This is a genomic window from Vibrio jasicida 090810c (genome assembly GCF_002887615.1).
Classification (GTDB): domain Bacteria; phylum Pseudomonadota; class Gammaproteobacteria; order Enterobacterales; family Vibrionaceae; genus Vibrio; species Vibrio jasicida.
Window position 1 is genome coordinate 1,451,471 of the sequence record NZ_CP025792.1, and the last position, 26,021, is coordinate 1,477,491.

General features: G+C 45.5%; 22 protein-coding genes and 21 tRNA genes. 31 read left to right on the forward strand and 12 right to left on the reverse strand.

Going from position 1 to position 26,021, the window contains the following annotated elements; all coding sequences use genetic code 11:
- The first annotated feature begins 17 nt into the window (after positions 1 to 17).
- Positions 18 to 467 carry a DUF411 domain-containing protein gene (locus C1S73_RS06750; protein ID WP_038872838.1) on the forward strand — a complete coding sequence of 150 codons (450 nt, stop codon included), beginning with the start codon at positions 18 to 20 and terminating at the stop codon, positions 465 to 467.
- Positions 468 to 798: 331 nt separating this feature from the next.
- Here C1S73_RS06750 and C1S73_RS06755 read toward each other — a convergent pair whose 3' ends face one another.
- Positions 799 to 1,491 carry an oligogalacturonate-specific porin KdgM family protein gene (locus C1S73_RS06755; RefSeq protein ID WP_038872835.1) on the reverse strand — a complete coding sequence of 231 codons (693 nt, stop codon included), beginning with the start codon at positions 1,489 to 1,491 and terminating at the stop codon, positions 799 to 801.
- Between the two features lie 449 nt (positions 1,492 to 1,940).
- Positions 1,941 to 4,592, reverse strand: a complete 2,652-nt coding sequence (locus tag C1S73_RS06760) for a beta-N-acetylhexosaminidase (RefSeq protein ID WP_038872833.1) — start codon at positions 4,590 to 4,592, stop codon at positions 1,941 to 1,943.
- A 458-nt stretch (positions 4,593 to 5,050) separates the two neighbouring features.
- On the opposite strand from C1S73_RS06760, the gene C1S73_RS06765 reads away from it, so the two are divergent.
- The gene (locus tag C1S73_RS06765; protein ID WP_038872831.1) at positions 5,051 to 5,923 is read left to right on the forward strand and encodes a TraB/GumN family protein; all 873 of its coding nucleotides are present in this window, start codon (positions 5,051 to 5,053) and stop codon (positions 5,921 to 5,923) included.
- 174 nt (positions 5,924 to 6,097) lie between these two features.
- Positions 6,098 to 6,520, forward strand: coding sequence for a hypothetical protein (locus C1S73_RS06770; protein WP_038872828.1), 423 nt, complete (start codon positions 6,098 to 6,100; stop codon positions 6,518 to 6,520).
- Between the two features lie 451 nt (positions 6,521 to 6,971).
- On the opposite strand, the gene C1S73_RS06775 is transcribed toward C1S73_RS06770, so the two are convergent.
- A tRNA-Pro gene (locus tag C1S73_RS06775) sits at positions 6,972 to 7,048 on the reverse strand.
- A 260-nt stretch (positions 7,049 to 7,308) separates the two neighbouring features.
- On the opposite strand from C1S73_RS06775, the gene C1S73_RS06780 reads away from it, so the two are divergent.
- The 3 genes from C1S73_RS06780 to rluF all read left to right on the forward strand — a co-directional run bounded on the left by C1S73_RS06780 (position 7,309) and on the right by rluF (position 9,382).
- Complete coding sequence (locus C1S73_RS06780; RefSeq protein WP_020198127.1) at positions 7,309 to 7,449, forward strand: DUF3149 domain-containing protein; 141 nt, start codon at positions 7,309 to 7,311, stop codon at positions 7,447 to 7,449.
- 132 nt (positions 7,450 to 7,581) lie between these two features.
- Complete coding sequence (smrA, locus tag C1S73_RS06785; protein ID WP_038872825.1) at positions 7,582 to 8,163, forward strand: DNA endonuclease SmrA; 582 nt, start codon at positions 7,582 to 7,584, stop codon at positions 8,161 to 8,163.
- Positions 8,164 to 8,266: 103 nt separating this feature from the next.
- Positions 8,267 to 9,382, forward strand: a complete 1,116-nt coding sequence (gene rluF, locus C1S73_RS06790; RefSeq protein ID WP_038872822.1) for a 23S rRNA pseudouridine(2604) synthase RluF — start codon at positions 8,267 to 8,269, stop codon at positions 9,380 to 9,382.
- 64 nt (positions 9,383 to 9,446) lie between these two features.
- Here rluF and ybaK read toward each other — a convergent pair whose 3' ends face one another.
- From ybaK to hemA, 8 genes are all read right to left on the reverse strand, one after another.
- Positions 9,447 to 9,920 (reverse strand): Cys-tRNA(Pro) deacylase, encoded by a 474-nt coding sequence (ybaK, locus tag C1S73_RS06795; protein WP_038872819.1) that lies wholly within the window; start codon positions 9,918 to 9,920, stop codon positions 9,447 to 9,449.
- Between the two features lie 92 nt (positions 9,921 to 10,012).
- Positions 10,013 to 11,674: a bifunctional UDP-sugar hydrolase/5'-nucleotidase UshA gene (ushA, locus tag C1S73_RS06800; protein ID WP_038872816.1), complete on the reverse strand. Its 1,662-nt coding sequence runs from the start codon at positions 11,672 to 11,674 to the stop codon at positions 10,013 to 10,015.
- Positions 11,675 to 11,977: 303 nt separating this feature from the next.
- Positions 11,978 to 12,829, reverse strand: a complete 852-nt coding sequence (kdsA, locus tag C1S73_RS06805; RefSeq protein ID WP_038872813.1) for a 3-deoxy-8-phosphooctulonate synthase — start codon at positions 12,827 to 12,829, stop codon at positions 11,978 to 11,980.
- Positions 12,830 to 12,880: 51 nt separating this feature from the next.
- Positions 12,881 to 13,690: a SirB1 family protein gene (locus C1S73_RS06810; protein ID WP_038872810.1), complete on the reverse strand. Its 810-nt coding sequence runs from the start codon at positions 13,688 to 13,690 to the stop codon at positions 12,881 to 12,883.
- Positions 13,691 to 13,695: 5 nt separating this feature from the next.
- Positions 13,696 to 14,079 (reverse strand): SirB2 family protein, encoded by a 384-nt coding sequence (locus C1S73_RS06815; RefSeq protein ID WP_038872806.1) that lies wholly within the window; start codon positions 14,077 to 14,079, stop codon positions 13,696 to 13,698.
- 41 nt (positions 14,080 to 14,120) lie between these two features.
- On the reverse strand, positions 14,121 to 14,978 hold the full coding sequence (gene prmC / locus C1S73_RS06820) for a peptide chain release factor N(5)-glutamine methyltransferase (protein ID WP_038872804.1): 858 nt from the start codon (positions 14,976 to 14,978) through the stop codon (positions 14,121 to 14,123).
- Between the two features lie 3 nt (positions 14,979 to 14,981).
- Positions 14,982 to 16,070: a peptide chain release factor 1 gene (gene prfA, locus C1S73_RS06825; protein WP_038872803.1), complete on the reverse strand. Its 1,089-nt coding sequence runs from the start codon at positions 16,068 to 16,070 to the stop codon at positions 14,982 to 14,984.
- Between the two features lie 29 nt (positions 16,071 to 16,099).
- Positions 16,100 to 17,356, reverse strand: a complete 1,257-nt coding sequence (gene hemA, locus C1S73_RS06830; protein ID WP_038872799.1) for a glutamyl-tRNA reductase — start codon at positions 17,354 to 17,356, stop codon at positions 16,100 to 16,102.
- Positions 17,357 to 17,490: 134 nt separating this feature from the next.
- Here hemA and lolB point away from each other — a divergent pair, with 134 nt between their 5' ends.
- The 25 genes from lolB (at position 17,491) to C1S73_RS06960 (ending at position 24,591) form a co-directional block, all read left to right on the forward strand.
- The gene (gene lolB / locus C1S73_RS06835; RefSeq protein WP_080774326.1) at positions 17,491 to 18,129 is read left to right on the forward strand and encodes a lipoprotein insertase outer membrane protein LolB; all 639 of its coding nucleotides are present in this window, start codon (positions 17,491 to 17,493) and stop codon (positions 18,127 to 18,129) included.
- Positions 18,126 to 18,998, forward strand: a complete 873-nt coding sequence (gene ispE, locus C1S73_RS06840; RefSeq protein WP_038872798.1) for a 4-(cytidine 5'-diphospho)-2-C-methyl-D-erythritol kinase — start codon at positions 18,126 to 18,128, stop codon at positions 18,996 to 18,998. Before lolB ends, ispE begins: the two co-directional genes overlap by 4 nt.
- A 28-nt stretch (positions 18,999 to 19,026) precedes the next feature.
- The gene (locus C1S73_RS06845; RefSeq protein WP_010446481.1) at positions 19,027 to 19,971 is read left to right on the forward strand and encodes a ribose-phosphate pyrophosphokinase; all 945 of its coding nucleotides are present in this window, start codon (positions 19,027 to 19,029) and stop codon (positions 19,969 to 19,971) included.
- Positions 19,972 to 20,122: 151 nt separating this feature from the next.
- Positions 20,123 to 20,713 carry an aminoacyl-tRNA hydrolase gene (pth, locus tag C1S73_RS06850; protein WP_038872796.1) on the forward strand — a complete coding sequence of 197 codons (591 nt, stop codon included), beginning with the start codon at positions 20,123 to 20,125 and terminating at the stop codon, positions 20,711 to 20,713.
- A gap of 10 nt (positions 20,714 to 20,723) precedes the next feature.
- Positions 20,724 to 21,815 (forward strand): redox-regulated ATPase YchF, encoded by a 1,092-nt coding sequence (gene ychF, locus C1S73_RS06855; protein WP_038872793.1) that lies wholly within the window; start codon positions 20,724 to 20,726, stop codon positions 21,813 to 21,815.
- A 284-nt stretch (positions 21,816 to 22,099) separates the two neighbouring features.
- Positions 22,100 to 22,176, forward strand: a tRNA-Met gene (locus tag C1S73_RS06865).
- A gap of 39 nt (positions 22,177 to 22,215) precedes the next feature.
- A tRNA-Leu gene (locus C1S73_RS06870) sits at positions 22,216 to 22,300 on the forward strand.
- A 31-nt stretch (positions 22,301 to 22,331) separates the two neighbouring features.
- Positions 22,332 to 22,406 (forward strand) — tRNA-Gln (locus C1S73_RS06875).
- Between the two features lie 80 nt (positions 22,407 to 22,486).
- Positions 22,487 to 22,563 (forward strand) — tRNA-Met (locus C1S73_RS06880).
- A gap of 73 nt (positions 22,564 to 22,636) precedes the next feature.
- Positions 22,637 to 22,721, forward strand: a tRNA-Leu gene (locus tag C1S73_RS06885).
- Between the two features lie 26 nt (positions 22,722 to 22,747).
- Positions 22,748 to 22,832: transfer RNA gene (locus C1S73_RS06890), tRNA-Leu, on the forward strand.
- 16 nt (positions 22,833 to 22,848) lie between these two features.
- Positions 22,849 to 22,923, forward strand: a tRNA-Gln gene (locus C1S73_RS06895).
- Between the two features lie 33 nt (positions 22,924 to 22,956).
- Positions 22,957 to 23,041, forward strand: a tRNA-Leu gene (locus tag C1S73_RS06900).
- Positions 23,042 to 23,071: 30 nt separating this feature from the next.
- Positions 23,072 to 23,146 (forward strand) — tRNA-Gln (locus tag C1S73_RS06905).
- 64 nt (positions 23,147 to 23,210) lie between these two features.
- A tRNA-Leu gene (locus C1S73_RS06910) sits at positions 23,211 to 23,295 on the forward strand.
- Positions 23,296 to 23,336: 41 nt separating this feature from the next.
- Positions 23,337 to 23,413 (forward strand) — tRNA-Met (locus C1S73_RS06915).
- Positions 23,414 to 23,464: 51 nt separating this feature from the next.
- Positions 23,465 to 23,549, forward strand: a tRNA-Leu gene (locus C1S73_RS06920).
- Between the two features lie 39 nt (positions 23,550 to 23,588).
- Positions 23,589 to 23,663: transfer RNA gene (locus C1S73_RS06925), tRNA-Gln, on the forward strand.
- 65 nt (positions 23,664 to 23,728) lie between these two features.
- Positions 23,729 to 23,813: transfer RNA gene (locus C1S73_RS06930), tRNA-Leu, on the forward strand.
- 41 nt (positions 23,814 to 23,854) lie between these two features.
- Positions 23,855 to 23,931: transfer RNA gene (locus C1S73_RS06935), tRNA-Met, on the forward strand.
- 53 nt (positions 23,932 to 23,984) lie between these two features.
- A tRNA-Leu gene (locus tag C1S73_RS06940) sits at positions 23,985 to 24,069 on the forward strand.
- A gap of 46 nt (positions 24,070 to 24,115) precedes the next feature.
- Positions 24,116 to 24,190: transfer RNA gene (locus C1S73_RS06945), tRNA-Gln, on the forward strand.
- 55 nt (positions 24,191 to 24,245) lie between these two features.
- Positions 24,246 to 24,330, forward strand: a tRNA-Leu gene (locus C1S73_RS06950).
- Between the two features lie 46 nt (positions 24,331 to 24,376).
- A tRNA-Gln gene (locus C1S73_RS06955) sits at positions 24,377 to 24,451 on the forward strand.
- 55 nt (positions 24,452 to 24,506) lie between these two features.
- A tRNA-Leu gene (locus tag C1S73_RS06960) sits at positions 24,507 to 24,591 on the forward strand.
- A 153-nt stretch (positions 24,592 to 24,744) separates the two neighbouring features.
- Here C1S73_RS06960 and C1S73_RS06965 read toward each other — a convergent pair.
- Positions 24,745 to 25,920 carry a 2-octaprenyl-3-methyl-6-methoxy-1,4-benzoquinol hydroxylase gene (locus tag C1S73_RS06965; RefSeq protein WP_038873825.1) on the reverse strand — a complete coding sequence of 392 codons (1,176 nt, stop codon included), beginning with the start codon at positions 25,918 to 25,920 and terminating at the stop codon, positions 24,745 to 24,747.
- Between the last annotated feature and the right edge of the window lie 101 nt (positions 25,921 to 26,021).

Here is a 26,021-nt window from a genome sequence, read left to right on the forward strand (position 1 = left end):
TTCTTCTCGAGGATATTATGAAGTTGAAACTATTGACCTTTACAATGCTTGCTGTCACATCGGCGAACGTTTTAGCCGCTGATGTCATCAACCACAAATCGCCATACTGTGGCTGCTGTGGCGAATGGACAAAACACATGGAAGAGAATGGCTTTACTGTGGAAGAAAAGCTGCATGATGACATGAATGCGATCAAACGCGATTTAGGCATCGAGAACGAACAGCTTTATTCTTGCCACACCGCGGAGATCGATGGCTACGTATTTGAAGGTCATATTCCTGCCGCCGACATTAAAGCCTTCTTAGAAAACCCGCCTAGAAATGCAAAAGGCCTGACTGTACCGGGTATGCCAATGGGCTCACCAGGCATGGAATACGGCGATAAGAAAGACAGCTACGCTGTTTACGCCTACAACGAGAAAGGCCAAGTATACGAATACCGTTACCACAAAGGTAACGAGCAATAAAAATAAAGCCCAGCGAGACAAACCGCTGGGCTTTTTCTTAATGGACAAATATACCCAAGTGACTTCAAGATGCAGAGTTCAGAGCGTTGTCATTGATTCGAGTGCAAGGAAGACAACGAAGCGGAATAGCAAGCTCTTTCCAAGTTGTTTGACACAGCAATTGAGTCAATGACACGCTCCCAGAGGGCGAGTTGTCTTGCCTTGCATGCTTTGTTAACAATTTTTGATTTAGAACCACTAGATCTTCAAATTGTTGCCTTGCCTTCAAACCAAGTCATTCTCGCTGAACCTAGCATCTCGAGGTTACTTGGGTATTAGACAAACTTTTTAATTAGAAGCCGTAAGATGCGCCGAATACAAATGCGTTGTTTACTAGGCTATCACCTGATGCATTCTCTGCACCGTGTGCTTGGCTACGGAACTCAAAGTAAGGTTGAACGCCCTTACGAGTCCATGTTGCACGTAACTCGTGGTCCATGGTTTCAGCATCAATCATGTAAACGTTGTTGTAGCTGAAGGTCACGTCTTCGTTCATCGCGTAACCAATGCGGTTATCCATGCGGTAATCTGTTTTCGCATCTGCGTCTGTTGCATCGATGTGTGCACGAGTACGGTTGCTTAGAGAGATACCGTTATCAAAGTTGTAGCCGATTTTAACTAGCGGGCGGTATTGAATGCTCTCCCCAGCAGAGAATAGATGCTGGTAACCTGCTGCAACCCATAGGTGATCAGTGATGTTAAATGCTTGCTCACCACCCACAGTGATAGCCGGTGTTGTGTTACCTGCGCCGCCGTTTTCAGTTTCTAACTTACCAAGTTGGATGCCATCAAACTCAGTGTAAACCGTGAAGCCGCCGAATTGGTTATCGAAAGTGTGGCCAGCTTCTAGCGTTGATGTCATGTCCGAACCGTGAATTCGACCATCATCGTGAAATTGAATATTACCCGTTACGTAAGATGAGTCTGCGAAAGCGCTTGAAGCGAAAACAAGAGAAAGTGCACTTAGTGCTAAAACGTTTTTCATAATTACTGCCTTTATTTGTTCACGTTATGCGATGAGATGTCCGGCTATCACTGCCCTTCATCGCAAACATTGGGATGTGCCTCCCTGGCGACAGCAATACTGCGCAATTTAATTCGCATTGAAAAATAAATCGTTTAAAACAGTGATCCAATTCAAATCAACATTTTCGAAACCCAATAAAGTTTATTAAATACAGTCACTTGATATAAAATATAAAAATTCGTCAAAAAAATAAAGTGTGACCTGAAGCTAATTAGGCTCTCAAATTCGGCACAAAATAAGCATCGAGATCACACTCTTATTTTCTTTCTAAATTACGAACTTAATTATCAGTAAAAAATAATTAGACATTGATCACGCTTATTTTCCGTAGAAAAATAAATAAAGCCCTCAACATAGGTTGAGGGCTTTGAGTAAGGAACAATGATTTTAGTGAATGATTAGCAGAATTACTTCACGCTAGTCACGCGGCTTGTTTTCTCACCCGTAGCAGATACAGAGCGGATAAACACTTCACCTTTCACATTTGGACGAGCATTGTCTGCGTAAGTTAGCCAGTTCTTGCCGTCTAGAGAGTATTGAAGCTTCACACCAGGGAACTGAACGTTCATTGCTAGCTTGCCATCCTCTACTTTCGCACCTGGTACAGGTAGGCGGTAGTCGATACCAGATTTCTCTAGCTTAGCCAGTTCACGTTGGCCAAGTACGTTCGCAAAGCGGTTGTAGTCTTGGTTTAGCGCAGCTTTGTCTACTAGGTTAGAGTTTTGCGAGTATTCAACACCCACTTTGTAGTCGTTTTCCCAATCAGCACGGTGCCATGCACGCTCAGCGGCTGCTAGTACGCGAGGGAATACCATGTACTCGTATTGCTCGTCGTTACGTACTGTCTCAGACCAAAGCTGTGCTGATAGACCGTAGAAAGGTTTCGCTTCGATTTCACCTTTACCAGTAAAGCCATTACCATCGCGATCTACAGACGTTTCTGCGTTTTGAGGCATGTTCTCTGGTGCAAAGCCAAACATCTTACGAGTATCTGTTGCACGTGTAGCCCAGTAGTAACCACGCTCTTTCGGGTCAACTTCGTATGGCATGTCCATGTAAACGTAGTCTGGGTTAGAAACGATCACGTCGTAACCTTTCTTAGACCACTCGTACACTGATGATGTGCCCCCCCAGTAAAGAACGTCCCAGAAGTTTACGCGAGTATTTTCTGTTGCAAACGCTTTCTCGCCTTCACTGTACTTAAGACCATCTTGCCAAGCTTGGAAGTTAGGGATGCCCTTCTCAGCCACAATCTTAGACACTTCTTCTGCAAAGTGGCTTGGTAGATGAGCAAAGTCGCTTACCGTACCGTCTGCAATTAGCGTCTGACATTGTGGAGATTGTGCAAATGGCTTGTCTTGTTTAGACAGGTCAATCGTACCCTTCCAGCTTACTTTGTCTTCAGCGTTCACATCTTGGAAACCAGCGCCTAGCTTGATGTTCTTCGCTTCGTCACCACCAAAGTGCCATGTTGATAACGGTGCGCCCGCTTCTTGGTGCATTGCCGCTACTTCTGAAATCACTTTATCAACAAAGCGAGTTGAAGATTCCATACATGGGTTGATGAAGCTTTGCTTGTTGTAGAACTGAACCGTGGTTACGTTCGATGTATCTTGAGGATCCATCAGGCGGTACTCGTTTGCTTCTGCTTCTTTACCTTCTTCCATTAGGCGGTCGTAACGAGCTTCCATTGATACCACAGCTGCACGAGCGTGCGCAGGCATATCGATTTCAGGAATCACTTCGATGTTACGCGCTTTCGCGTACTTCAAGATGTCCACGTAGTCTGCTTTGCTGAAGAAGCCAGAACCAAAGTTGTCTGTCGTTGCACCTGAGCCAAGCTGAGGCAGTAAACAGCTTTTCTCTTCCAAATCGAAACAACGGTTAGCACCCACTTCTGTCAGCTCAGGCAGACCCGGGATTTCTAAACGCCAGCCTTCATCATCCGTTAAGTGAAGGTGTAGTTTGTTCATCTTGTACGCTGCCATTTGGTCTAGCGTTGCAAGAATTGCGTCTTTAGAGTGGAAGTTACGAGCCACATCCACCATCACACCACGGTAATCAAAGCGAGGTGCATCTTGAATAGACAGTTGTGGTAGAGAATCAGCATTTTGGCTATCTATCAGGCCAAAGATAGATTGTACTGCGTAAAACGCGCCAGCTTGGTCGAACGCTTTAATAACAATACCGTTGCCGTTGATGCTCATATCGTAAGCACCAGATTTTGCTAATTCACCGGTGAAGTTTGCAGGAACTAGCGTGATGCTAACAGGAACATCACCACGAACATCCACACCTACCACTTCTGCACGATCTTGAATTGCTGCGTATTGAGCCGCATCAAATGCGTCTTTCGGCAGCGCAATACCCCCTGCGATGTCTACTGTGCCTTTGCCTGCTTTCACATGCATTGGAGTTGGTAGCAACGTAGTTGATACATCTTGTTTTGCTAGATCTTCGTTCTTTTCAAAACGAGATACCGCACTTGCCATGATGTTGTTGTCATCAGGCGTACGTTTTAGGTTGTTGCCTTCAAGGCCAGTAACGAAAGAATTAACGTCTTCTGTATTAAGCGACGCGATCATCTTAGGCTCTGCGTTTGGCGCTGCAACAAATGCACCCGGCATGAAGTCAGTTTCAAATAACTGCCAGTATTCAGCAACAAGAGGAAGAACCACTTCTTCACCTGCCGCAAAGCCATCAAATTTGTCTGTTGGTTCTAGTTTGTGTAGGTCGCCCGTTACACGAGAGATTTTGAATTGTTCGTTGTCGACATCCAGAATCAGACGGATGCTGTGGAAGTAGATAGCCCAATCTTGAGAGTCAACCGCTTCGCCTTGGTTAACCAGTGTCATGTTGACTTTGTTACAAGACGCCCACTCTGCGCCCATATCCTGACATGCAAGACCTTCGTTAGCGCCGTGGTTAGTCAACACTTCATATTGAATATCAAGGTTGTCAGCCAATGAGTTTACAACTTGTTGCTCAGAATTCTGTAGTGAAGAGCAACCTGCCAATGTAACAATAACAGAAGCAGCAATCAGACTATGTTTCAACATCTTACTTTCCCCAAAAAGTCAGTGGTTCAAAACGACATTTATCAAAAATGGTGAGCACCTAAATGCGAGGCGCTTAACAGTTGCATTCAACATACAAGCAGTTATTTCTAAGCGTAAAATTAATGAAACTAAGAAGTGATCCAGGTCAAATTCAGCATTGCTTAAGAAAATATAAACACTTACATTTCAATTACTTAATTAAAACGTCAAAAACGAACAACTTTTTTTGACGAGTTTGTTGCGATCTCAATCACGAATATCGATGGGTTTAGACGGGTTTTATAGGATTTTGATCACTATTGGTTATTTAGTAATCCATTAACAACAAACTCAATTGAAGTGCTTTCGTGAATTAGATCTCATTTCCATGCCGTCAAAACTCGTCAATATTTTTAGAAATGACGATTTTGCCGAACCATGTTATAGATAAGGTGCATATTGAATTCGAGGAGCAAAATATGTTTCGACTCTTGTCTGTCATGTCATCTTTGATTGTTTTTTTCACCTCCTACTCCGCACAAGCAGAGCCACAACACTGGTTGGTAAAAAAAGGAGACACCGAATACATGATTATTGGTTCTGTCCATGTGGGCGACAAAAGCATGTACCCTTTACCGAAAGCCGTGACTCAATTCCTCAACAACAGTGACGGTTTGATCATCGAAGCGGATATCAGAAATACCGAAGGGGCTGCATTTCCAAAAACAAAACTACTTGCGAAAGACATCCTCGATAAACAACAACGTCAGCACTTGGCTGACATCGCAAAAGATCTTGGATTACCGGAAGAACAACTACTCAATGCACCACCTTGGTCGGCAGCATTGACGATTCAGCTCTTGCTAGTGAATAAGTTAGGCTATGCCTCAGACCAAGGTGTCGACATGCACTTAATGACGCTTGCTGATAAGCAAAATGTGCCAGTGATCCCACTCGAAACGGTACAATTTCAGTTGGACTTAATTGCTGGACAAGAAGATGGCGGGAAAGAATTACTGCTCTCTTCTATCGAAGAATATGACGGTGGTGAGGCTTTGGTACAGTGCTTGATCGACAGTTGGAAGACTGGAGATGGTAACTCTTTAGAAGATGCGTCTAAAAGCGCAGAGTCTACCGATGCATTTAATGAGGCTTTCCTGTATGAGCGCAACCATGATTGGGCTGAAAAGCTAGATTCAGGCAGTGTACTGCCAAAGAAAGCAGGTCAATACACCATTGTGGTCGGTAGCTTGCACTTAGTTGGTAAAGATAACTTGATCGATTTACTCAGAAAACGCGGCTTTAACATCGAAGCTCTGGGCAATACTAGCAAAGCAGATTGTGACATCTAAACGGGCACAATATTTACACTACGAACATCAGTGCCCTGATTGACGGGGCACTTACATCCTCTTACACCGCACCCACGCTGTTGAGTCTACACTTACGCTTCGCTGACAAATCCAGCAATCTATCCGATACTATCGACTCAACCTGTACACAATCTCAAATTTGATAAGAGCCTTATGACGTTCAAAGCCTCATTATTATGTCTAGCCAGCGCACTACTTTTACCTTCGTTAGCGAATGCCAAGCCATCTTGCACGATTGAAGAATTCCAGCCCGTCGATATCGCCCCAGAAACTAAAGGTGGTGTATTCGATAAAGAAAGTGGTCAGTTCTTAATTACCCAAAAACCTATGATGCGCTGTGCGAACATTACTTTTTCTACTGCCCATACTCGCAATCGCGTCGCACATCTAATCAATCAGAATTTTGAAGCCGAATACTTCGATGGCAAAACAGGGAAATCACACTCTGTGACGTTTGATGAAGATGAACTTCAAGCTGGCTACATCAAGGTAGGACCAAACAATCCACAAACGGTTTATGTCTGTTTCACCACATCCGAAACACCAATTAAAGATATTAGTTGTGATGTGAAATAGCGGAAATGGGAAGCGACTTTGTTTTGTCTTTCTAGGAACAAGTTCCATCAACAACTTTCAAAGCCGAGTGCACTTCATTAGCCCTCTAGCGAACACCTCTCAATTCCTAAAGCGAAGCGCTCCCGACTCAAAAAAACCGTAAACGTAAAAAGCCGCAACATTTCTGTTGCGGCTTTTCTAAAATAAGTCGGTGAAGAGCCATATTCTAACTTCAGGCGAACCCCATTTAGTTCGCTACTATCAAAGCCAAATTTGCGACCGCTGAAACGACGAAAGCCTGCTCATTGAGCAGGCTTTCTGAAAATGGTCGGTGAAGTAGGGATTCGACGCGGCTGGGCTTCCAGAGGACTGGCATTCCAGCCTCCCGCCCTCTTGCTTCACGCAGCATTAAAGCTTTACCAGCCTCAAATGCAAAAAAGCCGTAGCATTTCTGCTACGGCTTTCTCTAATATGGTCGGTGAAGAGGGATTCGAACCCCCGACCCTCTGGTCCCAAACCAGATGCGCTACCAAGCTGCGCTATTCACCGAGATGTTTAACTGAGGACTTATCCCCGTCAACGGATGCGTATATTACGGATTCTTTTGAGAGACGCAAGTGCTTTTTGCGAAAAAACCTAATGTCTTAATTCGTTTGATGAATTACTGAACACTAGCACGTGAAATGTGACTAAGAACCCACAATAAAATACAGACTATTAACCTTGGCAACATAATTGATCCAGATCAGTGTGTAAAAAAGCACCACCTATTAGTTTGGTCCATGTCGGAACTATCTTGGAGGAAACACATGGACTTTTGGCTTGAACTCCTATTTGGTAATGCGGTGGGACTATCGTCAATGATAGTAATCTTTGGGACAATTGGACTGATGTTGTTTTTCAGCGGTTTCTTCATTTACAAGATCATGAACGACAAATCTCCTCACTAGATCTCGCTTAGCTCTAGAAACGCTTTGCACCGGAGTTGGTAACCTGCCTGCTCCGGTTTTTTATTTGATCTTTTCACACACGTCCTTGATATAATTGTCTCTACTTATCCTGTTCTTTATGAGATTGCCGTTATGTCTCACGATGACGATTTTGATCTGTTCCAACAGATGATGGGCGATGTAAAGCCAATCAGCAATGACACCGCCGAACACAAAAAGGTTCACCAAGTTACCGATGCACACCTTGCTAAACGCGAGGCAGCAATTTGGTTAACTGAAGACGATCCTGAATACTTGTCGATTGACCATGCAGAAATGCTGAAACCAGATGACTTTATCGAGTTCAAACGTGATGGCGTACAAGACGGTGTCTATCGTAAGCTACGTTTGGGCAAGTACTCGATACAAGCTCGTCTTGATTTACACCGTAAGACGTTGAAAGAAGCGCGTGACGAAGTCGTAAAATTCCTTAAGCAATGCATTCAAATGGACATTCGTACCGTGGTAATAGTGCATGGCCGTGGTGAACGTTCTAATCCACCAGCCTTAATGAAAAGTTATGTCAGCAGTTGGTTGCAGCAAATCCGCGAAGTGCAGTGTGTACACAGTGCGCAACGATTTCACGGTGGCAGCGGTGCTGTGTACGTTCTATTAAGAAAGAGCCCCGAGAAGAAGCTTGAGACGCGAGAACGTCATCAAAAACGGTTAGGCTAAGCGCTCTCCCGGTGCTAGAATGCCCGACCTTATCTCGTCTTGCTGCTTTATCTAGCAGTAAGGCACTTCAATTAACCGCCGTTGTGAAACGTTAGGAGACGACATGTCACAAGACAACACAAAACGCTTAAACAAATACATCAGCGAAACGGGCTTCTGCTCGCGCCGTGAAGCAGACCGCCTTATCGAGCAAGGCCGCGTCACCATTAATGGTCAACAACCAGAGATGGGCACAAAAGTGCTACCTGGTGATGATGTTTGCGTCGATGGCAACCCCGTTGCGGCAAAAGAAAAGCCAATTTACATTGCCTTGAACAAGCCAACCGGTATCACTTGCACCACTGAGCGTGATATCCCTGGTAACATCGTTGATTTCATCGGTCATAAAAAGCGTATTTTCCCAATTGGTCGTCTGGACAAGCCTTCAGATGGTTTGATCTTCCTAACAAACGATGGCGACATCGTGAACAAGATTTTGCGTGCAGGCAACAACCACGAAAAAGAATACGTGGTGCGTGTCGACAAACCTATCACCGGCGAATTCCTTAAGCAGATGTCGAGCGGTGTGAAGATCCTTGATACGGTGACTCTGCCTTGTAAAGTAGAGAAAGAGACCAAATTCTCTTTCCGTATCGTGTTAACACAAGGTTTGAACCGTCAAATCCGTCGTATGTGTGAAGCGCTAGGCTACGAAGTTTTCAAACTGCGTCGCGTACGCATTATGAACATCTCACTTGATGGTATTCCTAATGGTAAGTGGCGTTACCTAAGTGACGACGAAATGGCAGAGATCCTAGCAATGTGTGAAGGCTCAGTGGGTACGGAAGAAGCATCAAAAACAGACTCTAGAGGGCGTAATATTCGTAAAGCGACCGACGCAAAGCTGTTTGATAGCCGTGAAGAAAACCAAGACTCTACTGCTCGTCGTAACCAGAAGACACGAACTTTCCGTGGTAACAATGCTGATGAATTTCGTCATGCACCGAATTCGAAAAAAGGCCAACAGCGTCGTCAACGTGATGATGAAAAAGCACGCCCAACAAAAGAGCATTACAACGCAAAGCCACAAAATGAACGCACTAAGCCTCAAGGTGAATATGGTAAAACTGAAAAGCCTCAATCACCGAGTAAACCTAAGCAGCATTACATGAACCCAAATGCCGCTAAGCCAAGCAAACCTGCAAAACGTTCTGGTGGCACATTGAGCCTGAAGAAATAACGCTTCACTGAATGGTAAGATCAAAAAAGGACGCTCATGAGCGTCCTTTTTGTTTGTCTTAAACTTACAAGCACAGCGGTGCAAATTGACCACGAGTTAAACTCAGCAAATCTTTCGGGGCTAACTCGATTTCTAAACCACGCTTACCCGCACTCACGCAGATGGTGTCTTGATCTGTTGCACTTTCATGTAGAAAGGTAGGCAGCGCTTTTTTTTGTCCAAGTGGGCTAATCCCACCAACAACATATCCTGTGGTCTTTTGTGCAATTTCCGGATCAGCCATATCGGCCTTTTTGCCCTTCGCCGCTTTCGCTGCCAATTTAAGATTCAGCTTTTGGTCGACAGGAATAATGGCAACGGCTAGGTTTTTAGGCTCGCAGTTCAAACAGAACAGCAGCGTTTTAAAGACTTTCTTTGGATCTTGTCCCAATACTTCTGCCGCTTCTAATCCATAGCTGTCCGCTCGTGGGTGGTGCTCGTACTGGTGAATGGTGTGTGATACTTTTTTCTTTTTCGCAAGATTAATGGCCGGAGTCATCAAGATTCTCCTCATAAAACAAAAAACGCTGCTCCGTTATCGGTAGCAGCGTTTTAAGTTAATGGTATCCGCGAGTTTGAGTCAATCGCTTTTTACTTGTAAACAATATCACCAGAAGGGGCATACTCATTTACGTCAATCGGACTGTGCGTTTGTAAGAACTCTTTCAACACTTCTGCATCTGTAAACCCTGTATTGACGTAGCCTGAATGCGTATTTACTTTCGGGTACCCATCACCGCCTGACGCATTGTAGCTCGGTACGGTAAAGCGGTATTGGCCATCGAGGCGTAACTGCTTTTCACCAATGAATACGTTCGAAACCTTGCCATTTTCCACAGTCATAGAAATGCCCGCAAACTGAGCATAAGCACCTGAATCTACGGGCTTAGTTGCGACTACATTTAAGTAATCTAAGACTTCTTTACCCGACATATCGACGTAAGAAACCATGTTGCCAAACGGTTGTACCGTTAGTACGTCTTTGTAGGTAATATCACCGGCTTCAATGGAGTCACGCACGCCACCTGAGTTCATGACAGCAAAGTCTGCTTTCGCTCGCTCCATGTGCGCGGTTGCGATTAAACGGCCAAGATTGGTTTGCTGATAACGAACCACGTTACGGTCGCCTTCAAGTTTCCCATTCGATTCAGCAATCTTCACATTGAGCTTGTCTTGACCCTGCTCTTGATAAGGGCGTAAAAACTCAAGCAATGTCTCATCTTGGTTTATCTCATCTTGAATCAGCACACGTTGTGATTCGCCATTCACTTTGATTTTCTTCTTCAAGTTGACTGGAATCAGATCGTAGCTCACCATAGAAAGCTCACCATTACGGAATTCGTAATCCGCGCGGCCAACAAACTTACCCCATTCATACGCTTGCACAATGTAAGTCCCATTTTGTACATCAGGTTTACATTCATCGCCTGGCATGAAGTTCTTTTTGATGACGTTCGGACCTTCCATACAAACAGGCTCTTGAGAGTGACCACCCACTATCATGTCCAAGTCACCTTCATTTAGGTAGCGAGCCAATGCCACATCACCGGGAGCATTCACACCACGGTTGCCATTTTCGTAATGGCCCATGTGTGTCACTGCAAAAATAAGGTCCGGCCGCTCTGTTTCTTTCAACTCAGCGATGACCTTCTTCGCTTCTTCTTTCGGGTCGCGGAAATCAACCTCGCCAATAAATTCAGGGTTACCTAGCTTCGCCGTGTCTTCAGTGGTTAAGCCAATAACAGCTATCTTGATACCTTGCTTGTTGAACATGGCATAAGGTTGGAACAAGCGCTTACCAGTTTCTTTGTCGTAAATGTTGGCAGACAGCATCGGAAAGTTTGCCCACTCTTGCTGCTTGAATAGCACTTCGAGTGGGTTGTCGAACTCGTGGTTACCGAGCGCCATCGCATCGTAACCAATTTTGCTCATGCCTTTAAAGTCAGGCTCTGCATCTTGCAAGTCAGACTCAGGTACACCTGTGTTGATGTCGCCACCTGATAGGAGTAGCACACTGCCCCCTTCCGCTTGAATCTCTGCGCGCAGTTCATCAATCAGCGTTTTACGCGCAGCCATGCCGTACTCGCCGTATTTATTCTGCCAGAAACGACCATGATGATCGTTGGTGTGCAGTACGGTCAATTTGTACGTTGTATCTTCATTCCATTCGTGTGCTGGTTGCGTTGCACATCCGGCTAAAATAGCCAGAATAGCGGCGCTTAAAGCGGTTTTTACAATCAGGCGTTGCTTCATTGTTTTACCTTTTTATCGTCTGGGGTCCACTGCATTGCACGCTCAATGAGAAGAACTAACTCAACTCTTACTTATTGAGACGCAAAAACTTGAGATAGTGTAAAACACTAACATATTGATTTCATGTTTCTGCGACGCACTTTACTTATACGAACTGAACAGCCGCAAATTTAAACAGATTATAGACATAACCAAGGTGGGGTAAGGAAGCGAGAAAAGGATAGTGAGGCAGAATCAATGTGTCGATACAAAAATGGCCAGCACGCGGGCTGACCATTTCATTCAAACATTCACAACGATCGATTATTTGATATCGATGTCTGCAAAGCTCTTGATTAGATCGTCTAGCGATTTCATTTGCGCTAGGAACGGCTCTAGTTTGTCTAGAGGCAATGCAGATGGTCCATCACAGCGAGCTTGGTCTGGAGTCGGGTGCGCTTCGATGAACAGACCCGCAATGCCTGTTGCTAAGCCCGCTTTTGCCAGTTCAACCGTCTGCTCGCGACGACCACCAGATGCCGCGCCCGATGGATCACGCATTTGTAATGAGTGCGTTACGTCAAAAATGATTGGGCTGCCTTTTGATGCGTTCTTCATGACACCAAAACCAAGCATGTCTACAACTAGGTTGTCGTAGCCCATACAAGAGCCACGCTCGCATAGGATTATGTTTTCGTTACCACATTCTGCGAACTTCTCAACAATGTTACCCACTTGGCCTGGACTCATGAACTGAGGTTTCTTCACGTTGATAACCGCGCCTGTTTTCGCCATTGCTTCAACAAGGTCAGTTTGACGAGCTAGAAATGCAGGAAGCTGAATAACGTCAACCACGTCTGCCACTGGTTGAGCTTGTGCTTCAGTATGAACATCAGTAATGATCTTTACGCCAAACGTGTCTTTCAGTTCTTGGAAGATCTTCATACCTTCTTCTAGACCAGGGCCACGGTATGAATGGACAGAGCTTCGGTTTGCTTTGTCGAACGATGCCTTAAATACGTAAGGAATGCCAAGCTTGTCGGTTACTTTTACATAGTGCTCACAGATCTGCATAGCGAGATCACGAGACTCAAGAACGTTCATACCAGCAAACAGTGTGAATGGCTTGTCGTTAGCAACCTGAATGTCGCCAATATTAACGATTTTCTGTTCCATTTTGATTCTCTTTTGTCTGTCCTCAATATGCCTTTCGGCCTATTGATAAAATTAGTGAAGCGTGACGTGCTTTTCGTTCATCGCATTAACTTGTGATTTTAGTAGCTCTGATGCCGGATCGTCTGGGCATTGGTCAATAAAGTACTCAAAATCGGAAGCGGCAACCTGAAGACACTCTAACTGCTGGAAGATAAAGCCACGGTCACGAATTTCATACGGGTCATCAGGTACAAACGTCAACGCAAGATTGGTACAACGCAGTGCCAGTGTGTAGCGCTCTTCACGCAGCATCGCACTTTTAATCAAAGCTAACCAACGGCCAATTACAGTCGGGTTATCGGCTTCTTCAAAATGTTCAGGTTTAAGCGTCGCAAGTGGACCTTCTTGACCAATCAACCATGCTTGAAGAATTTTCTCGCCAACGTATTCACCGTTAAACGGATTAATGTAATCTGGTGTTTTGTGCATCCAATCCAGCTTAATCAAGAACTGAGTTGGGAATGTCACCCCTTTCATCGGGAAACCAAGACGATTGCCAAGATAAAGCAGAATAGCACCAAGGCTAACTGGAATGCCTTTCTTACGCTCTAGCACCTTATCAATAAAGCTGTTGTCAGAGATAAAATACTCTTGCTCATCCCCTTTAAAACCCCATTCATGGAAGAATAGGCGCAAGAATGAGTCAAAGCGTTGCTCTTCATCGGTTTCATGAACAAGTGTCGCTTCTGCTTCTTTGTACAGACGCTCTAATTCTTGTTTTGCCCAATGAACATTGGTTTCTGGGTTAATGGAATGGTTCAGCTCTAAGGCGCCTTCCACCAACGGGATGTTGTCAAAATCTTCGTCAAAAAGTTCAAGCATGAAGATTACCCAAATAGGTTTGGATTTTTAGAAACGGCAATATTCGCGGCCATAACCAACCAGCCTAAAGCACCGAAGAAAGCAAAGATTCTCAGCAACTTGTTCTTCGCCATCTTCATCGCAAAGAAACCAAGAGCAATGTACGCCAACACACAAGTGATCTTGTTGGTTAACCAAGGCGCGGCATCCGTAAATGGAATAAAGCCGGTCACCATGATCAGACCGATACCAGATAGCAGTAGCGCGGTATCAACAATATGCGGGAAAATTTTCAGAAAGCGATTGTTGAGTTTCGGAGAATTCATCATCAACAACGCAAATCGGATAGACAATAGTGTTGCACTCAGCGCGATCGTCACCAAGTGAATGTGTTTTAGAGCTACGTACATTTCTCTTCTCTTTTATAAGTTTACTGCTGACTTGCTCGTTATTATTTTGGCTTAAAGCAACCAAGCGTCACTCGGTCGTTACCGCCGTAATCTTTTTCTGTCATCACTTGCTCGAAACCAAAGTTCGTCAGGATTTCGCGTACTGCATCACCTTGATCGTAACCATGCTCGAAAGCAAGCCATCCACCCTCTTGCAAATATTGACGAGCAAGATCGGAGATATATCGAATGTCCGCTAAGCCATTCTCGTCTGCAACAAGCGCAGATTTTGGCTCAAAACGCACATCACCTTGAGATAGGTGTGGGTCTTTTTCGTCGATATATGGTGGATTGGAGACAATTAAAGCAAACTTTGTTCCGCTGGCAATAGGTTCAAACCAGCTACCTTGGTCAAACGTCACATTTTTAATGTTTAGTTGCGCCGCGTTGTACTCTGCGAGCTCTTTTGCTTCTTGTTTTAAATCCACGCCCATCACTTGACGCGCTGGCATTTCAGACGCTAAAGCTAAGGCAATCGCTCCTGTGCCTGTACCAAGGTCAAGAATCGGCCCGGTCTGATCAAAGGTTTTATCTAGTGCGACTTCAACCAAACGTTCGGTATCTGGTCTTGGAATTAAGGTAGAAGGGGAGACTTTTAACGGCAAAGACCAGAACTCACGTTCACCAATGATGTAAGCCACTGGTTCACCTGCGATGCGTCTTTCTAACAACATCTCAAACTGAGCTTGTTGTTCCGCTTCTAATGCTCTTTCTGGCCATGTGAGCAGGTAGCTTCTTGGTTTGCCTAGGACGTGACAAAGGAGGACAGCCGCATCGAGAGAAGGCGACTCTTTGCCGCCTTCTGTCAGAATTGCCGTTGCACTTTTCAGTGCTTGCTCAATCGATTGAACTTGGCTCATCGATTAGTTGTTCTCAGCTAGCGCCGCAAGTTGGTCTGCTTGGTGCTCTTGAACCACTGGTTCAATCAAGCTTTGCAGGTCACCTTCCATCACTTCGTTCAAACGGTAGATAGTTAGGTTAATGCGGTGGTCAGATACACGACCTTGCGGGTAGTTGTAAGTACGGATACGGTCACTACGGTCACCAGAACCTAGTAGGTTACGACGTGTATCAGAGACTTCTGCAGCACGACGCTCTTCTTCCGCTTGAACGATACGAGCAGCAAGTACTGCCATCGCTTTCGCTTTGTTCTTATGCTGTGAACGCTCGTCTTGACACTCTACTACTGTACCTGTTGGTAAGTGGGTAATACGGATTGCAGAATCCGTGGTGTTGACGTGCTGACCACCCGCACCAGATGCACGGAATGTATCAATCTTCAGATCGGCTGCTTTGATTTCTGGTAAGTCCGCTTCTGGGATCTCAGGCATCACTGCCACGGTACACGCTGAAGTGTGAACACGACCTTGAGATTCAGTCTCAGGTACACGTTGTACACGGTGACCACCTGATTCAAACTTAAGCACACCGTAAACGCCATCGCCGCTCACTTTCGCGATCATCTCTTTGTAGCCGCCTTGTTCTGAGTCATTGCTGCTCATCACTTCAACGCGCCATCCTTTCTTCTCAGCGAACTTAGAATACATGCGGAACAAGTTACCTGCGAAGATACCCGCTTCGTCACCACCTGCGCCCGCACGGATTTCTAAGAAACAGTTACGCTCGTCGTTTGGATCTTTTGGTAGCAATAAGATTTGAAGCTCGTCGGTAAGACGCTCAATCGCCTCTTTTGCTTCTTTGATCTCTTCTTGCGCCATTTCACGCATTTCTTCGTCGTCTTCGTTCGCCATCTCTTCAGCGGCTTCTAGATCTTCTTTTGCCTGCTGATACGCTTGGAAGCACTGAGTTACTTCTTCTAGCTGCGAGTACTCTTTTGATAGAGCACGGAATTTGTCCTGATCACCAATTACATCAGGATCACCAAGAAGATGTTGTACTTCTTCGTAACGTTCTACTAGCGTTTCTAGCTTAGTCAGAATAGAGGCTTTCATAGTGTCGTTTTCTTAATAAAAAGCGTGAGTTACAGATCATCCAAACCAAGGGTCTGGCGGATAACCGTTAATTTTGCTGGTTCGCCCTGCTCGGCCGCACTTTGCAATGCACGAGTAGGAGCGTGAATCAGTTTGTTGGTGAGTTTATTACTAAGCTCACGCAGGACCTTTTCAGGATCTGCGCCCGTTGCCAATGATTGTAGGCTCTTACTCAATAATTCTTCACGAATTTCGTTCGCCGATTTACGATAATCACGAATACTGTCGACCGCTTGCAGCGAGCGCATCCACGTCATGAATGCTGCACTTTCTTCGCTAACAATCGCTTCCGCTTGAATCGCTTCGACTTTACGTTGCTCAATGTTGTTATCGATGATCGACTGTAAGTCATCCACCGAATACAAGTAAGCATCGCTCAATTCACCGACTTGCGCCTCCACATCTCGTGGCACGGCGATATCTACAAGCAAGATTGGCTGGTGACGACGTTTTTTCAATGCCGTTTCCACCATGCCTTTACCGATGATAGGTAACGGACTCGCTGTTGAGCTAATTACGATATCCGCTCTTGGTAGATGGTCAGGAATTTCATTCAGGCTGATCACCTCAGCACCAAATTGCTCTGCCAATAACAATGCACGCTCTTTGGTTCGGTTAGCCACAATCATTTTCTTGCAGCCATTGGAGGCTAAGTGCTTCGCCACCAGTTCGATGGTTTCTCCCGCACCCACCAACAACACCGTAGAATCAGAAAGTGATTCGAAGATGTGTTTTGCCAGTGTACAAGCAGCGTAAGCCACTGACACCGCATTACCACCAATATCAGTTTCAGTTCGAACACGTTTTGCGACAGAAAAAGTTTTTTGGAACAACTTATCAATCGACGTATCCACCGCCTGATGATCTCGGGAATCGGAAAACGCTTGTTTTACCTGACCCAAAATCTGAGGCTCACCAAGTACCAGTGAATCAAGGCCGCAAGAAACACGCATCAAGTGCTTAATCGCCGCTTGCTCTTCATGGACATAAAGGCTCGGCATCAAGTCTTCTTGATTAACTTGATGGAACTGGGCTAACCAGTCGATAAGCTTATTTCGCGCTCCTTGCTTTACGTCGCAGTACACTTCGGTACGGTTACAGGTTGAAACAATCACACTGCCATTAACGGCTTCATGGTCTCTGAGTTGCTCAAGTGCTGGGCCCAGTTTATCGGGTCCGAACGCCACTTTCTCTCGCAAGTCAACAGACGCTGTATTGTGATTGATTCCAATAGCAAGCAAGGACATCTAACGTGGTATCTCTGAGATCGGTTATAAAATAGGTTCAGAATTTTACTGTAAGCACGCATTTATTGAAAGGGTAAGCAGGATTTGTTTTCCTTCGTCTCTGTTTTCAGTGCTATAGTTGTGAGCGATTACCGATGAAACTGATTAATAAGCCATCAAACATGACCTTACGCTCCTTTCTCATCTTGCTCTTATCGAGCATAGTACTTGCAGGTTGTAGTTCTGTTCCTGAGAGTGTCACCAGTGTTGAGTGGCAAGCACATGAACAGCGACTAGAAACCATTGATAACTTTCAAGCCACGGGCAAGCTTGGCTACATTGGCCCCGACCAAAGGCAAAGTCTGAATTTTTTCTGGAAACATTCTTCCACCTTAAGCCAATTGCGCTTAACTACTCTACTTGGTCAAACCGCATTAAAACTCACGATTACACCACAAGGTGCGACTGTAGAAACCTATGACGACCAAGTACTTTCTGCGCGTAATGCCAACCAATTGATTTACCGATTAACGGGCTTAATGATGCCTGTTGATCACATGCCGGATTGGCTACTTGGCCTTCCAACGGATGCAGACTCCTTCCAACTCTCAGCGACCAATACCTTGCAAGCGCTGGACAAGCAAATTGGTATGAACGATTGGAACATTGCCTACCAACGGTATGGGGATGTGGCCTGGCACGAACAAGCGTTGCCATTACCGAACAAACTCAAGCTAAGTACCGCAGACGTAAAAATTAATTTAGTGATCACAAAATGGAACATCACCCAATGATCGAATTTTCAACCCGCTGGCCTTCACCAGCGAAATTGAATCTCTTTCTTTATATCAATGGCCGAACTGAAAACGGCTACCACGAATTACAAACCTTATTCCAATTCGTCGATCACGGCGATGAACTTAGCATCCAAGCGAATGGCTCTGGCGAGATCACAATTTCACCTGAAATTGAAGGTGTTCCTCTAAAAGACAACTTGATCTGGAAAGCCGCCACAGCATTGCAACGCTACGCAAATTGCTCATACGGTGCACATATCGATCTTCATAAGATCTTACCTATGGGCGGTGGTATTGGCGGAGGTTCATCCAATGCAGCAACGGCCTTAGTTGCGCTTAATTACCTATGGCAAACCCACTTAAGTGATGATGAATTAGCCGAAATCGGCCTTGCGCTTGGTGCTGATGTACCCGTTTTTGTTCGCGGCTTTGCAGCGTTTGCGGAAGGTGTTGGCGAGAAACTTTCGCCAGCTCATCCAGATGAGAAATGGTATTTGGTCGTTCGTCCAAATGTTTCCATTGCAACCGCCGACATATTCACTCATCCGGATTTGACTCGAAACACGCCAAAACGCGATTTAGAAACGCTTTTCAACACGCCAAGCGTAAACGATTGCGAAAAAATTGTACGAATGCTCTACCCAGAGGTTGATAAGCAACTTTCATGGCTGCTACAATACGCGCCGTCAAGATTGACGGGGACAGGATCTTGCGTTTTTGCTGAATTTTCAAGCAAAGCGGAAGCAAAAGCTATCCTTGCACAACTCTCTGATAATGTCTCGGCATTTGTCGCTCAAGGGCGCAATATCTCGCCACTAAAAGAGACTTTGGCTGAATACCAATCAGCCCAACACCGACCTATTTAAAACTGGACGCAAACCCGAGGTTTCCACCGTGCCTGATATGAAGCTATTTGCTGGTAACGCAACACCTGAACTAGCCCAACGTATTGCTGATCGTCTTTACATCTCTCTAGGTGATGCATCTGTTTCTCGCTTTTCTGATGGCGAAGTTGCAGTTCAAATCAACGAGAATGTTCGTGGTAGCGATGTTTTTATCATTCAATCCACTTGTGCACCGACTAACGACAACCTAATGGAATTGGTTGTTATGATTGATGCAATGCGCCGTGCTTCAGCAGGCCGTATCACTGCAGTTATTCCTTACTTCGGCTACGCTCGCCAAGATCGTCGTGTACGTTCTTCTCGTGTGCCAATTACTGCAAAAGTTGTTGCTGATTTCCTATCTAACGTTGGTGTTGACCGCGTTCTGACTATCGACCTACACGCTGAGCAAATCCAAGGCTTCTTCGATGTACCTGTTGATAACATCTTCGGTACGCCTGTACTGCTAGAAGATATGCAATCTCGTGGTCTAGAAAACCCAGTAGTGGTTTCTCCTGACCTAGGTGGCGTAGTTCGTGCTCGTGCAACAGCGAAAGCACTAGGCGACATCGACATCGCTATCGTTGACAAGCGTCGTCCACGTGCAAACGTTTCTGAAGTAATGAACCTAATCGGTGACGTTGAAGGTCGTGACTGTGTGATCGTTGATGACATGATCGATACAGGTGGCACACTATGTAAAGCAGCTGAAGCGCTAAAAGAGCGCGGTGCTAAGCGTGTATTCGCTTACGCAACTCACGCTGTTTTCTCTGGCAACGCTGCAGACAACATCAAGAACTCTGTTCTTGACCAAGTTATCGTAACTGACTCTATCTCTCTATCTAAAGAGATGGCTGCAACTGGCAAAGTGACCACACTAAGCCTATCTCGCATGCTAGCTGAAGCGATTCGTCGTATCAGCAACGAAGAGTCAATCTCTGCAATGTTCAACTAATACGAACATTTCAGTTAGACTGATTTTAAAAGCACCCCTCTTTGGGGTGTTTTTTTATTTGTATCGATAGGCAGAAAATCCCTTGGTCGCCCACTGTGAGAATTCTGTGCTATCATACTGCGCTTTTTGAGATTCCAGAGAGATCCTAACCTTGACTCAACCAATCAAACTTCTTGTTGGTCTTGCTAATCCGGGACCAGAATACGCCAAAACTCGCCACAATGCGGGCGCTTGGGTTGTAGAAGAATTAGCTCGCGTTCACAACGTTACCCTGAAGAACGAACCAAAGTTCTTTGGCCTAACCGGACGCATTATGGTCAATGGCCAGGATCTCCGTTTGCTCATCCCCACCACGTTTATGAATCTTTCTGGTAAAGCGATCGCGGCATTAGCGAAGTTTTATCAAATTAAACCAGAAGAGATCATGGTTGCTCATGACGAGCTAGACTTACCTCCAGGTGTCGCTAAGTTTAAGAAAGGTGGTGGTCACGGAGGTCACAATGGCCTACGTGATACGATTAGCAAAATGGGCAATAACAAAGATTTTTATCGTCTTCGTATCGGCATCGGCCATCCGGGACACAAAGATAAAGTGGCAGGTTTTGTACTAGGCAAAGCTCCAGCGAAAGAGCAAGAGCTACTAGACGCCGCAGCCGACGAGTCGGTTCGTTGTCTAGACATCCTAATAAAGGATGGCCTATCAAAAGCGCAAAATCGCCTCCACACGTTCAAAGCTGAATAAGGTTACTATCATGGGTTTTAAATGTGGCATCGTTGGTCTACCTAACGTTGGTAAATCAACTCTGTTTAACGCACTAACTAAAGCGGGTATTGAAGCAGCAAACTTCCCGTTCTGTACCATTGAACCAAACACTGGTGTGGTTCCTGTGCCAGATCTACGTCTAGACGCACTAGCGAAGATCGTTAACCCACAGAAAGTTCTGCCTACTACAATGGAATTCGTAGACATCGCTGGTCTCGTTGCTGGTGCATCACGCGGTGAAGGGCTAGGTAACAAATTCCTAGCGAACATCCGTGAAACTGACGCGATTGGTCACGTTGTACGTTGTTTTGAAAACGACAACATCGTTCACGTTGCTGGTAAAGTATCTCCAATCGAAGATATTGAAGTTATCAACCTTGAGCTAGCAATGGCTGACCTTGATGCTTGTGAGCGCGCGATTCAGCGTAACGCTAAAAAAGCAAAAGGCGGCGATAAAGACGCGAAATTCGAACTGACTGTGCTAGAGAAGCTACTTCCAGTTCTGACAGAAGGCGGCATGGCACGTACCGTTGAGCTTTCTAAAGAAGAGCTAGCAGCAGTAGGTTACCTAAACTTCCTGACGCTAAAACCGACTATGTACATCGCTAACGTGAACGAAGACGGTTTTGAAGATAACGCATACCTAGACGCTGTACGTGAGTACGCAGAAAAAGAAAACAACGTAGTTGTTCCAGTATGTGCGGCTATCGAATCAGAAATGGCTGAGCTAGAAGACGACGAGCGTGAAGAGTTCCTTGCAGATCTCGGCATCGAAGAACCTGGTCTAAACCGTGTAATTCGTGCAGGTTACGAACTGCTTAACCTACACACTTACTTCACCGCCGGCGTGAAAGAAGTTCGTGCTTGGACAATCCCTGTTGGTGCAAGCGCACCTAAAGCAGCTGGTAAAATCCACACTGACTTTGAAAAAGGCTTCATCCGTGCAGAAGTTGTCGGCTACGATGATTTCATCCAATTCAACGGTGAAAGCGGTGCGAAAGACGCGGGTAAATGGCGTCTAGAAGGTAAAGAATACATCGTTAAAGATGGTGATGTTGTACACTTCCGCTTCAACGTATAACTAAGTGAATGAATTTTAAACACTTCATTTACAAAAAAAGCCAGCTAGCATGCTGGCTTTTTTTATACCTTTCATAAACAACACAAAATAAACTCCCTCGCTCCAAGCCAATTTATTTCCAGTTTTAGATCATAAACACGCCTCTTTGTTTAAAAAGGAAGCGAACGATGGATTTTGCGGGATTTATTGAAAAAAACTGTTGACGGATCTCACTCAACTTCGCATAATGCGCGCCGTTCCCGACAACAAGGCAACTTAGCGACGAGAACGGAAAACATGGTATTGGCTACGTAGCTCAGCTGGTTAGAGCACATCACTCATAATGATGGGGTCACAGGTTCGAATCCCGTCGTAGCCACCATTCCTAAACGTTCTTTTATTAGAATTGTTAGGAATAGATGCGGTCGTGGCGGAATTGGTAGACGCACCAGATTTAGGTTCTGGCGCCGTAAGGTGTGAGAGTTCAAGTCTCTCCGACCGCACCATGTATTAAGTGGTAGAAATACTACTGCCTGCAGGTCTATCGCCAAGCGGTAAGGCAGCGGCTTTTGATGCCGCCATTCCCTGGTTCGAATCCAGGTAGACCTGCCATTATTCCAAAGTGGGATTCCTTTAAGAAAAAGGGTTGTCACTTAGAGCGTGAAGGTTTATATTGTCTCGCTCAAAAAGATGGCTACGTAGCTCAGCTGGTTAGAGCACATCACTCATAATGATGGGGTCACAGGTTCGAATCCCGTCGTAGCCACCATTCTTTCTTAATGAAAGAAAAATTATAACGATTAGTTTTTACCAATTAACTAATGGTTAATAGATTTCAAGATGCGGTCGTGGCGGAATTGGTAGACGCACCAGATTTAGGTTCTGGCGCCGCAAGGTGTGAGAGTTCAAGTCTCTCCGACCGCACCATCTTGAAACTACTTAAATAAATATATGCGGTCGTGGCGGAATTGGTAGACGCACCAGATTTAGGTTCTGGCGCCGCAAGGTGTGAGAGTTCAAGTCTCTCCGACCGCACCATATATTTATTGCCTGCAGGTCTATCGCCAAGCGGTAAGGCAGCGGCTTTTGATGCCGCCATTCCCTGGTTCGAATCCAGGTAGACCTGCCACTATTTTAATTATTGAGTTTACTCAGTAGTTATGCGGTCGTGGCGGAATTGGTAGACGCACCAGATTTAGGTTCTGGCGCCGCAAGGTGTGAGAGTTCAAGTCTCTCCGACCGCACCATTATTAAAGTCTCTTTTATTAGAGCGTTGTAGGGCTATCGCCAAGCGGTAAGGCAGCGGCTTTTGATGCCGCCATTCCCTGGTTCGAATCCAGGTAGCCCTGCCATATTATCCCTTTAAAGGGACGTTATTGAGGTTTTACCAATTCTCTCGATAACAACAATTAAGATGCGGTCGTGGCGGAATTGGTAGACGCACCAGATTTAGGTTCTGGCGCCGCAAGGTGTGAGAGTTCAAGTCTCTCCGACCGCACCATCTTAATTAAAAGAATACATATGTTGTTAAAACATATTGTTGGCTACGTAGCTCAGCTGGTTAGAGCACATCACTCATAATGATGGGGTCACAGGTTCGAATCCCGTCGTAGCCACCATTTATTTTATTGTCTAGGTTTTACCAATTTCCTAGATGATTTAGAAAAGTCGCGGTCGTGGCGGAATTGGTAGACGCACCAGATTTAGGTTCTGGCGCCGCAAGGTGTGAGAGTTCAAGTCTCTCCGACCGCACCATACTTTTCTAATTTGATATGTCTTTTGACTATCACCCGTAGGTCTATCGCCAAGCGGTAAGGCAGCGGCTTTTGATGCCGCCATTCCCTGGTTCGAATCCAGGTAGACCTGCCATTATTCTCCCTTTAGAGGGACGTTATTGAGGTTTTACCAATTCTCTCGATAACAACAATTAAGATGCGGTCGTGGCGGAATTGGTAGACGCACCAGATTTAGGTTCTGGCGCCGCAAGGTGTGAGAGTTCAAGTCTCTCCGACCGCACCATCTTAATTAAAAGAATACATATGTTGTTAAAACATATTGTTGGCTACGTAGCTCAGCTGGTTAGAGCACATCACTCATAATGATGGGGTCACAGGTTCGAATCCCGTCGTAGCCACCATTTATTCCGATAAATAGTTTATACTTACGACTATTGATCAGAAGCGTTAAAGCGCGGTCGTGGCGGAATTGGTAGACGCACCAGATTTAGGTTCTGGCGCCGCAAGGTGTGAGAGTTCAAGTCTCTCCGACCGCACCATACTTTCCTTGATTGGGAAGCACTTAGCTGAAAGACTAAGACCTGTAGGGCTATCGCCAAGCGGTAAGGCAGCGGCTTTTGATGCCGCCATTCCCTGGTTCGAATCCAGGTAGCCCTGCCATTACAAAACGTTGTTAAGGTTATACCAATTACCTTAGTAACTAAAAAAACACGATGCGGTCGTGGCGGAATTGGTAGACGCACCAGATTTAGGTTCTGGCGCCGCAAGGTGTGAGAGTTCAAGTCTCTCCGACCGCACCATACTTTCCTTAATTGGGAAGCACTTAGCTGAAAGACTAAGACCTGTAGGGCTATCGCCAAGCGGTAAGGCAGCGGCTTTTGATGCCGCCATTCCCTGGTTCGAATCCAGGTAGCCCTGCCATTACAAAACGTTGTTAAGGTTATACCAATTACCTTAGTAACTAAAAAAACACGATGCGGTCGTGGCGGAATTGGTAGACGCACCAGATTTAGGTTCTGGCGCCGCAAGGTGTGAGAGTTCAAGTCTCTCCGACCGCACCATGATTGAAAAACCCAGCATTAATTTGCTGGGTTTTTTCTTTTTTCCGATTCTGGACTCGGTAGATCTCTGATTTATCGAATTAAAAAAGCGAGCTCATGGCTCGCTTTTTTTCTATCTATTGCTTTTCTACCTGACGCATTGGGTATCCAGACTTACATACCCAATGCGTACTTCAATACTTGAGCTTTAATCGGCCCTGAGTTTTCCGCTAACTTTAACGCCGCATTACGAGCGAACTTCAGTGGCCCTAAATCATTACTAAAGCCTTTGTAGAACACATCCATGCCAGTTTGCATTAGCAAGTTATCTGGTCGACGAGCGCGCTCATACTTGGCGAGTAATGAATCATTAAGTTGCTCTTGCTGATCCGTCACTGAAAGCAGGACATCAACATCCTTGAAGCCAAGATTCACGCCTTGCCCAGCAAGTGGGTTAATTGTATGGGCAGAGTCGCCCACTAACACGCAATTCTTGTTTGAATAACTTTGAGCATGACGACGAGTCAGTGGGAATGAACCAAACTGTAAAACGTTGATATCGCCCAATTCAGCTGGGAAGTGACGTAAGATCTCTTCTTTTAGCTGGGGGTTCGTCATCGCACACAATTGCTTAATACGTTTTGGTGAGTCATACCAAACCAGCGAACCCTGCCCCACTTCTTTACCATCTTCAGTTAATGAGCATAGCGGCAAGAACGAACGTGGACCTGACGGAGTAAATTGCTGCCAAGTGATGTCTTGTTGAGGAAGTTCGGTTTTCACGTTGATCAGCATGCAGTGTTGACGGTAATCCCACGCGGTTACGCCAATACCCGCCAATTGCCGAACTTTCGAGTTCGCGCCATCGGCACCAATCACCCAACTAGCCTCAAACTGCTCGCCACTTTCTAACGTTACACGGTTTACCTCGGCAAATTCGATGTCTTTCAATCGCTCTGGGCACATCACCGTTAAGTTGTCGTACTGTGCGAAAGCTTGCCAAAGACCAAGTTGGATTAGTCGGTTTTCAACGATATAGCCTAGCTGCTCTAGTGACAGTTCATCAGAGTGAAAACGAGTACGGCACTCTGGATGTTCCCACGTTTCCAAACGACGATAAGGACACACTCGCATGCTCTCAATTGCTGACCACGCATCTAATGAATCAAGTAACTTTACTGATTGGTGTGAGATTGCTGAAACACGAATATCCAAGGCTTGAGAAGCTTCAAAAGCCTTAGGTTCAGCACCTTCCACAACCACAACACTTCTGCCCTGCTTAGCAAACCCGACAGCCATCGCTGCACCGACCATGCCGCCACCGATTACGGCGATATCATACTTGTTCATTTTTTGCTCTTCATCGTATTGATTATTTGGCGTTTTTTAATTGTACGTTCCACGGCTATTTTTACAAAATTCTTTAATACAAAACCTTGCTTCGTATGGGG

What these genes read in the sequence shown, in the direction of transcription:
- C1S73_RS06750 (WP_038872838.1), top strand. Translation starts at nt 18, where the DNA reads ATGAAGTTGAAACTATTGACCTTTACAATGCTTGCTGTCACATCGGCG.
- lolB (WP_080774326.1), top strand. Translation starts at nt 17,491, where the DNA reads ATGAAACTGATTAATAAGCCATCAAACATGACCTTACGCTCCTTTCTC.
- prfA (WP_038872803.1), bottom strand. Translation starts at nt 16,070, where the DNA reads ATGAAAGCCTCTATTCTGACTAAGCTAGAAACGCTAGTAGAACGTTAC.
- prmC (WP_038872804.1), bottom strand. Translation starts at nt 14,978, where the DNA reads ATGAGCCAAGTTCAATCGATTGAGCAAGCACTGAAAAGTGCAACGGCA.
- C1S73_RS06965 (WP_038873825.1), bottom strand. Translation starts at nt 25,920, where the DNA reads ATGAACAAGTATGATATCGCCGTAATCGGTGGCGGCATGGTCGGTGCA.
- C1S73_RS06780 (WP_020198127.1), top strand. Translation starts at nt 7,309, where the DNA reads ATGGACTTTTGGCTTGAACTCCTATTTGGTAATGCGGTGGGACTATCG.
- ispE (WP_038872798.1), top strand. Translation starts at nt 18,126, where the DNA reads ATGATCGAATTTTCAACCCGCTGGCCTTCACCAGCGAAATTGAATCTC.
- C1S73_RS06810 (WP_038872810.1), bottom strand. Translation starts at nt 13,690, where the DNA reads ATGCTTGAACTTTTTGACGAAGATTTTGACAACATCCCGTTGGTGGAA.
- ybaK (WP_038872819.1), bottom strand. Translation starts at nt 9,920, where the DNA reads ATGACTCCGGCCATTAATCTTGCGAAAAAGAAAAAAGTATCACACACC.
- kdsA (WP_038872813.1), bottom strand. Translation starts at nt 12,829, where the DNA reads ATGGAACAGAAAATCGTTAATATTGGCGACATTCAGGTTGCTAACGAC.
- ychF (WP_038872793.1), top strand. Translation starts at nt 20,724, where the DNA reads ATGGGTTTTAAATGTGGCATCGTTGGTCTACCTAACGTTGGTAAATCA.
- ushA (WP_038872816.1), bottom strand. Translation starts at nt 11,674, where the DNA reads ATGAAGCAACGCCTGATTGTAAAAACCGCTTTAAGCGCCGCTATTCTG.
- C1S73_RS06760 (WP_038872833.1), bottom strand. Translation starts at nt 4,592, where the DNA reads ATGTTGAAACATAGTCTGATTGCTGCTTCTGTTATTGTTACATTGGCA.
- hemA (WP_038872799.1), bottom strand. Translation starts at nt 17,356, where the DNA reads ATGTCCTTGCTTGCTATTGGAATCAATCACAATACAGCGTCTGTTGAC.
- rluF (WP_038872822.1), top strand. Translation starts at nt 8,267, where the DNA reads ATGTCACAAGACAACACAAAACGCTTAAACAAATACATCAGCGAAACG.
- C1S73_RS06770 (WP_038872828.1), top strand. Translation starts at nt 6,098, where the DNA reads ATGACGTTCAAAGCCTCATTATTATGTCTAGCCAGCGCACTACTTTTA.
- C1S73_RS06815 (WP_038872806.1), bottom strand. Translation starts at nt 14,079, where the DNA reads ATGTACGTAGCTCTAAAACACATTCACTTGGTGACGATCGCGCTGAGT.
- C1S73_RS06765 (WP_038872831.1), top strand. Translation starts at nt 5,051, where the DNA reads ATGTTTCGACTCTTGTCTGTCATGTCATCTTTGATTGTTTTTTTCACC.
- smrA (WP_038872825.1), top strand. Translation starts at nt 7,582, where the DNA reads ATGTCTCACGATGACGATTTTGATCTGTTCCAACAGATGATGGGCGAT.
- C1S73_RS06755 (WP_038872835.1), bottom strand. Translation starts at nt 1,491, where the DNA reads ATGAAAAACGTTTTAGCACTAAGTGCACTTTCTCTTGTTTTCGCTTCA.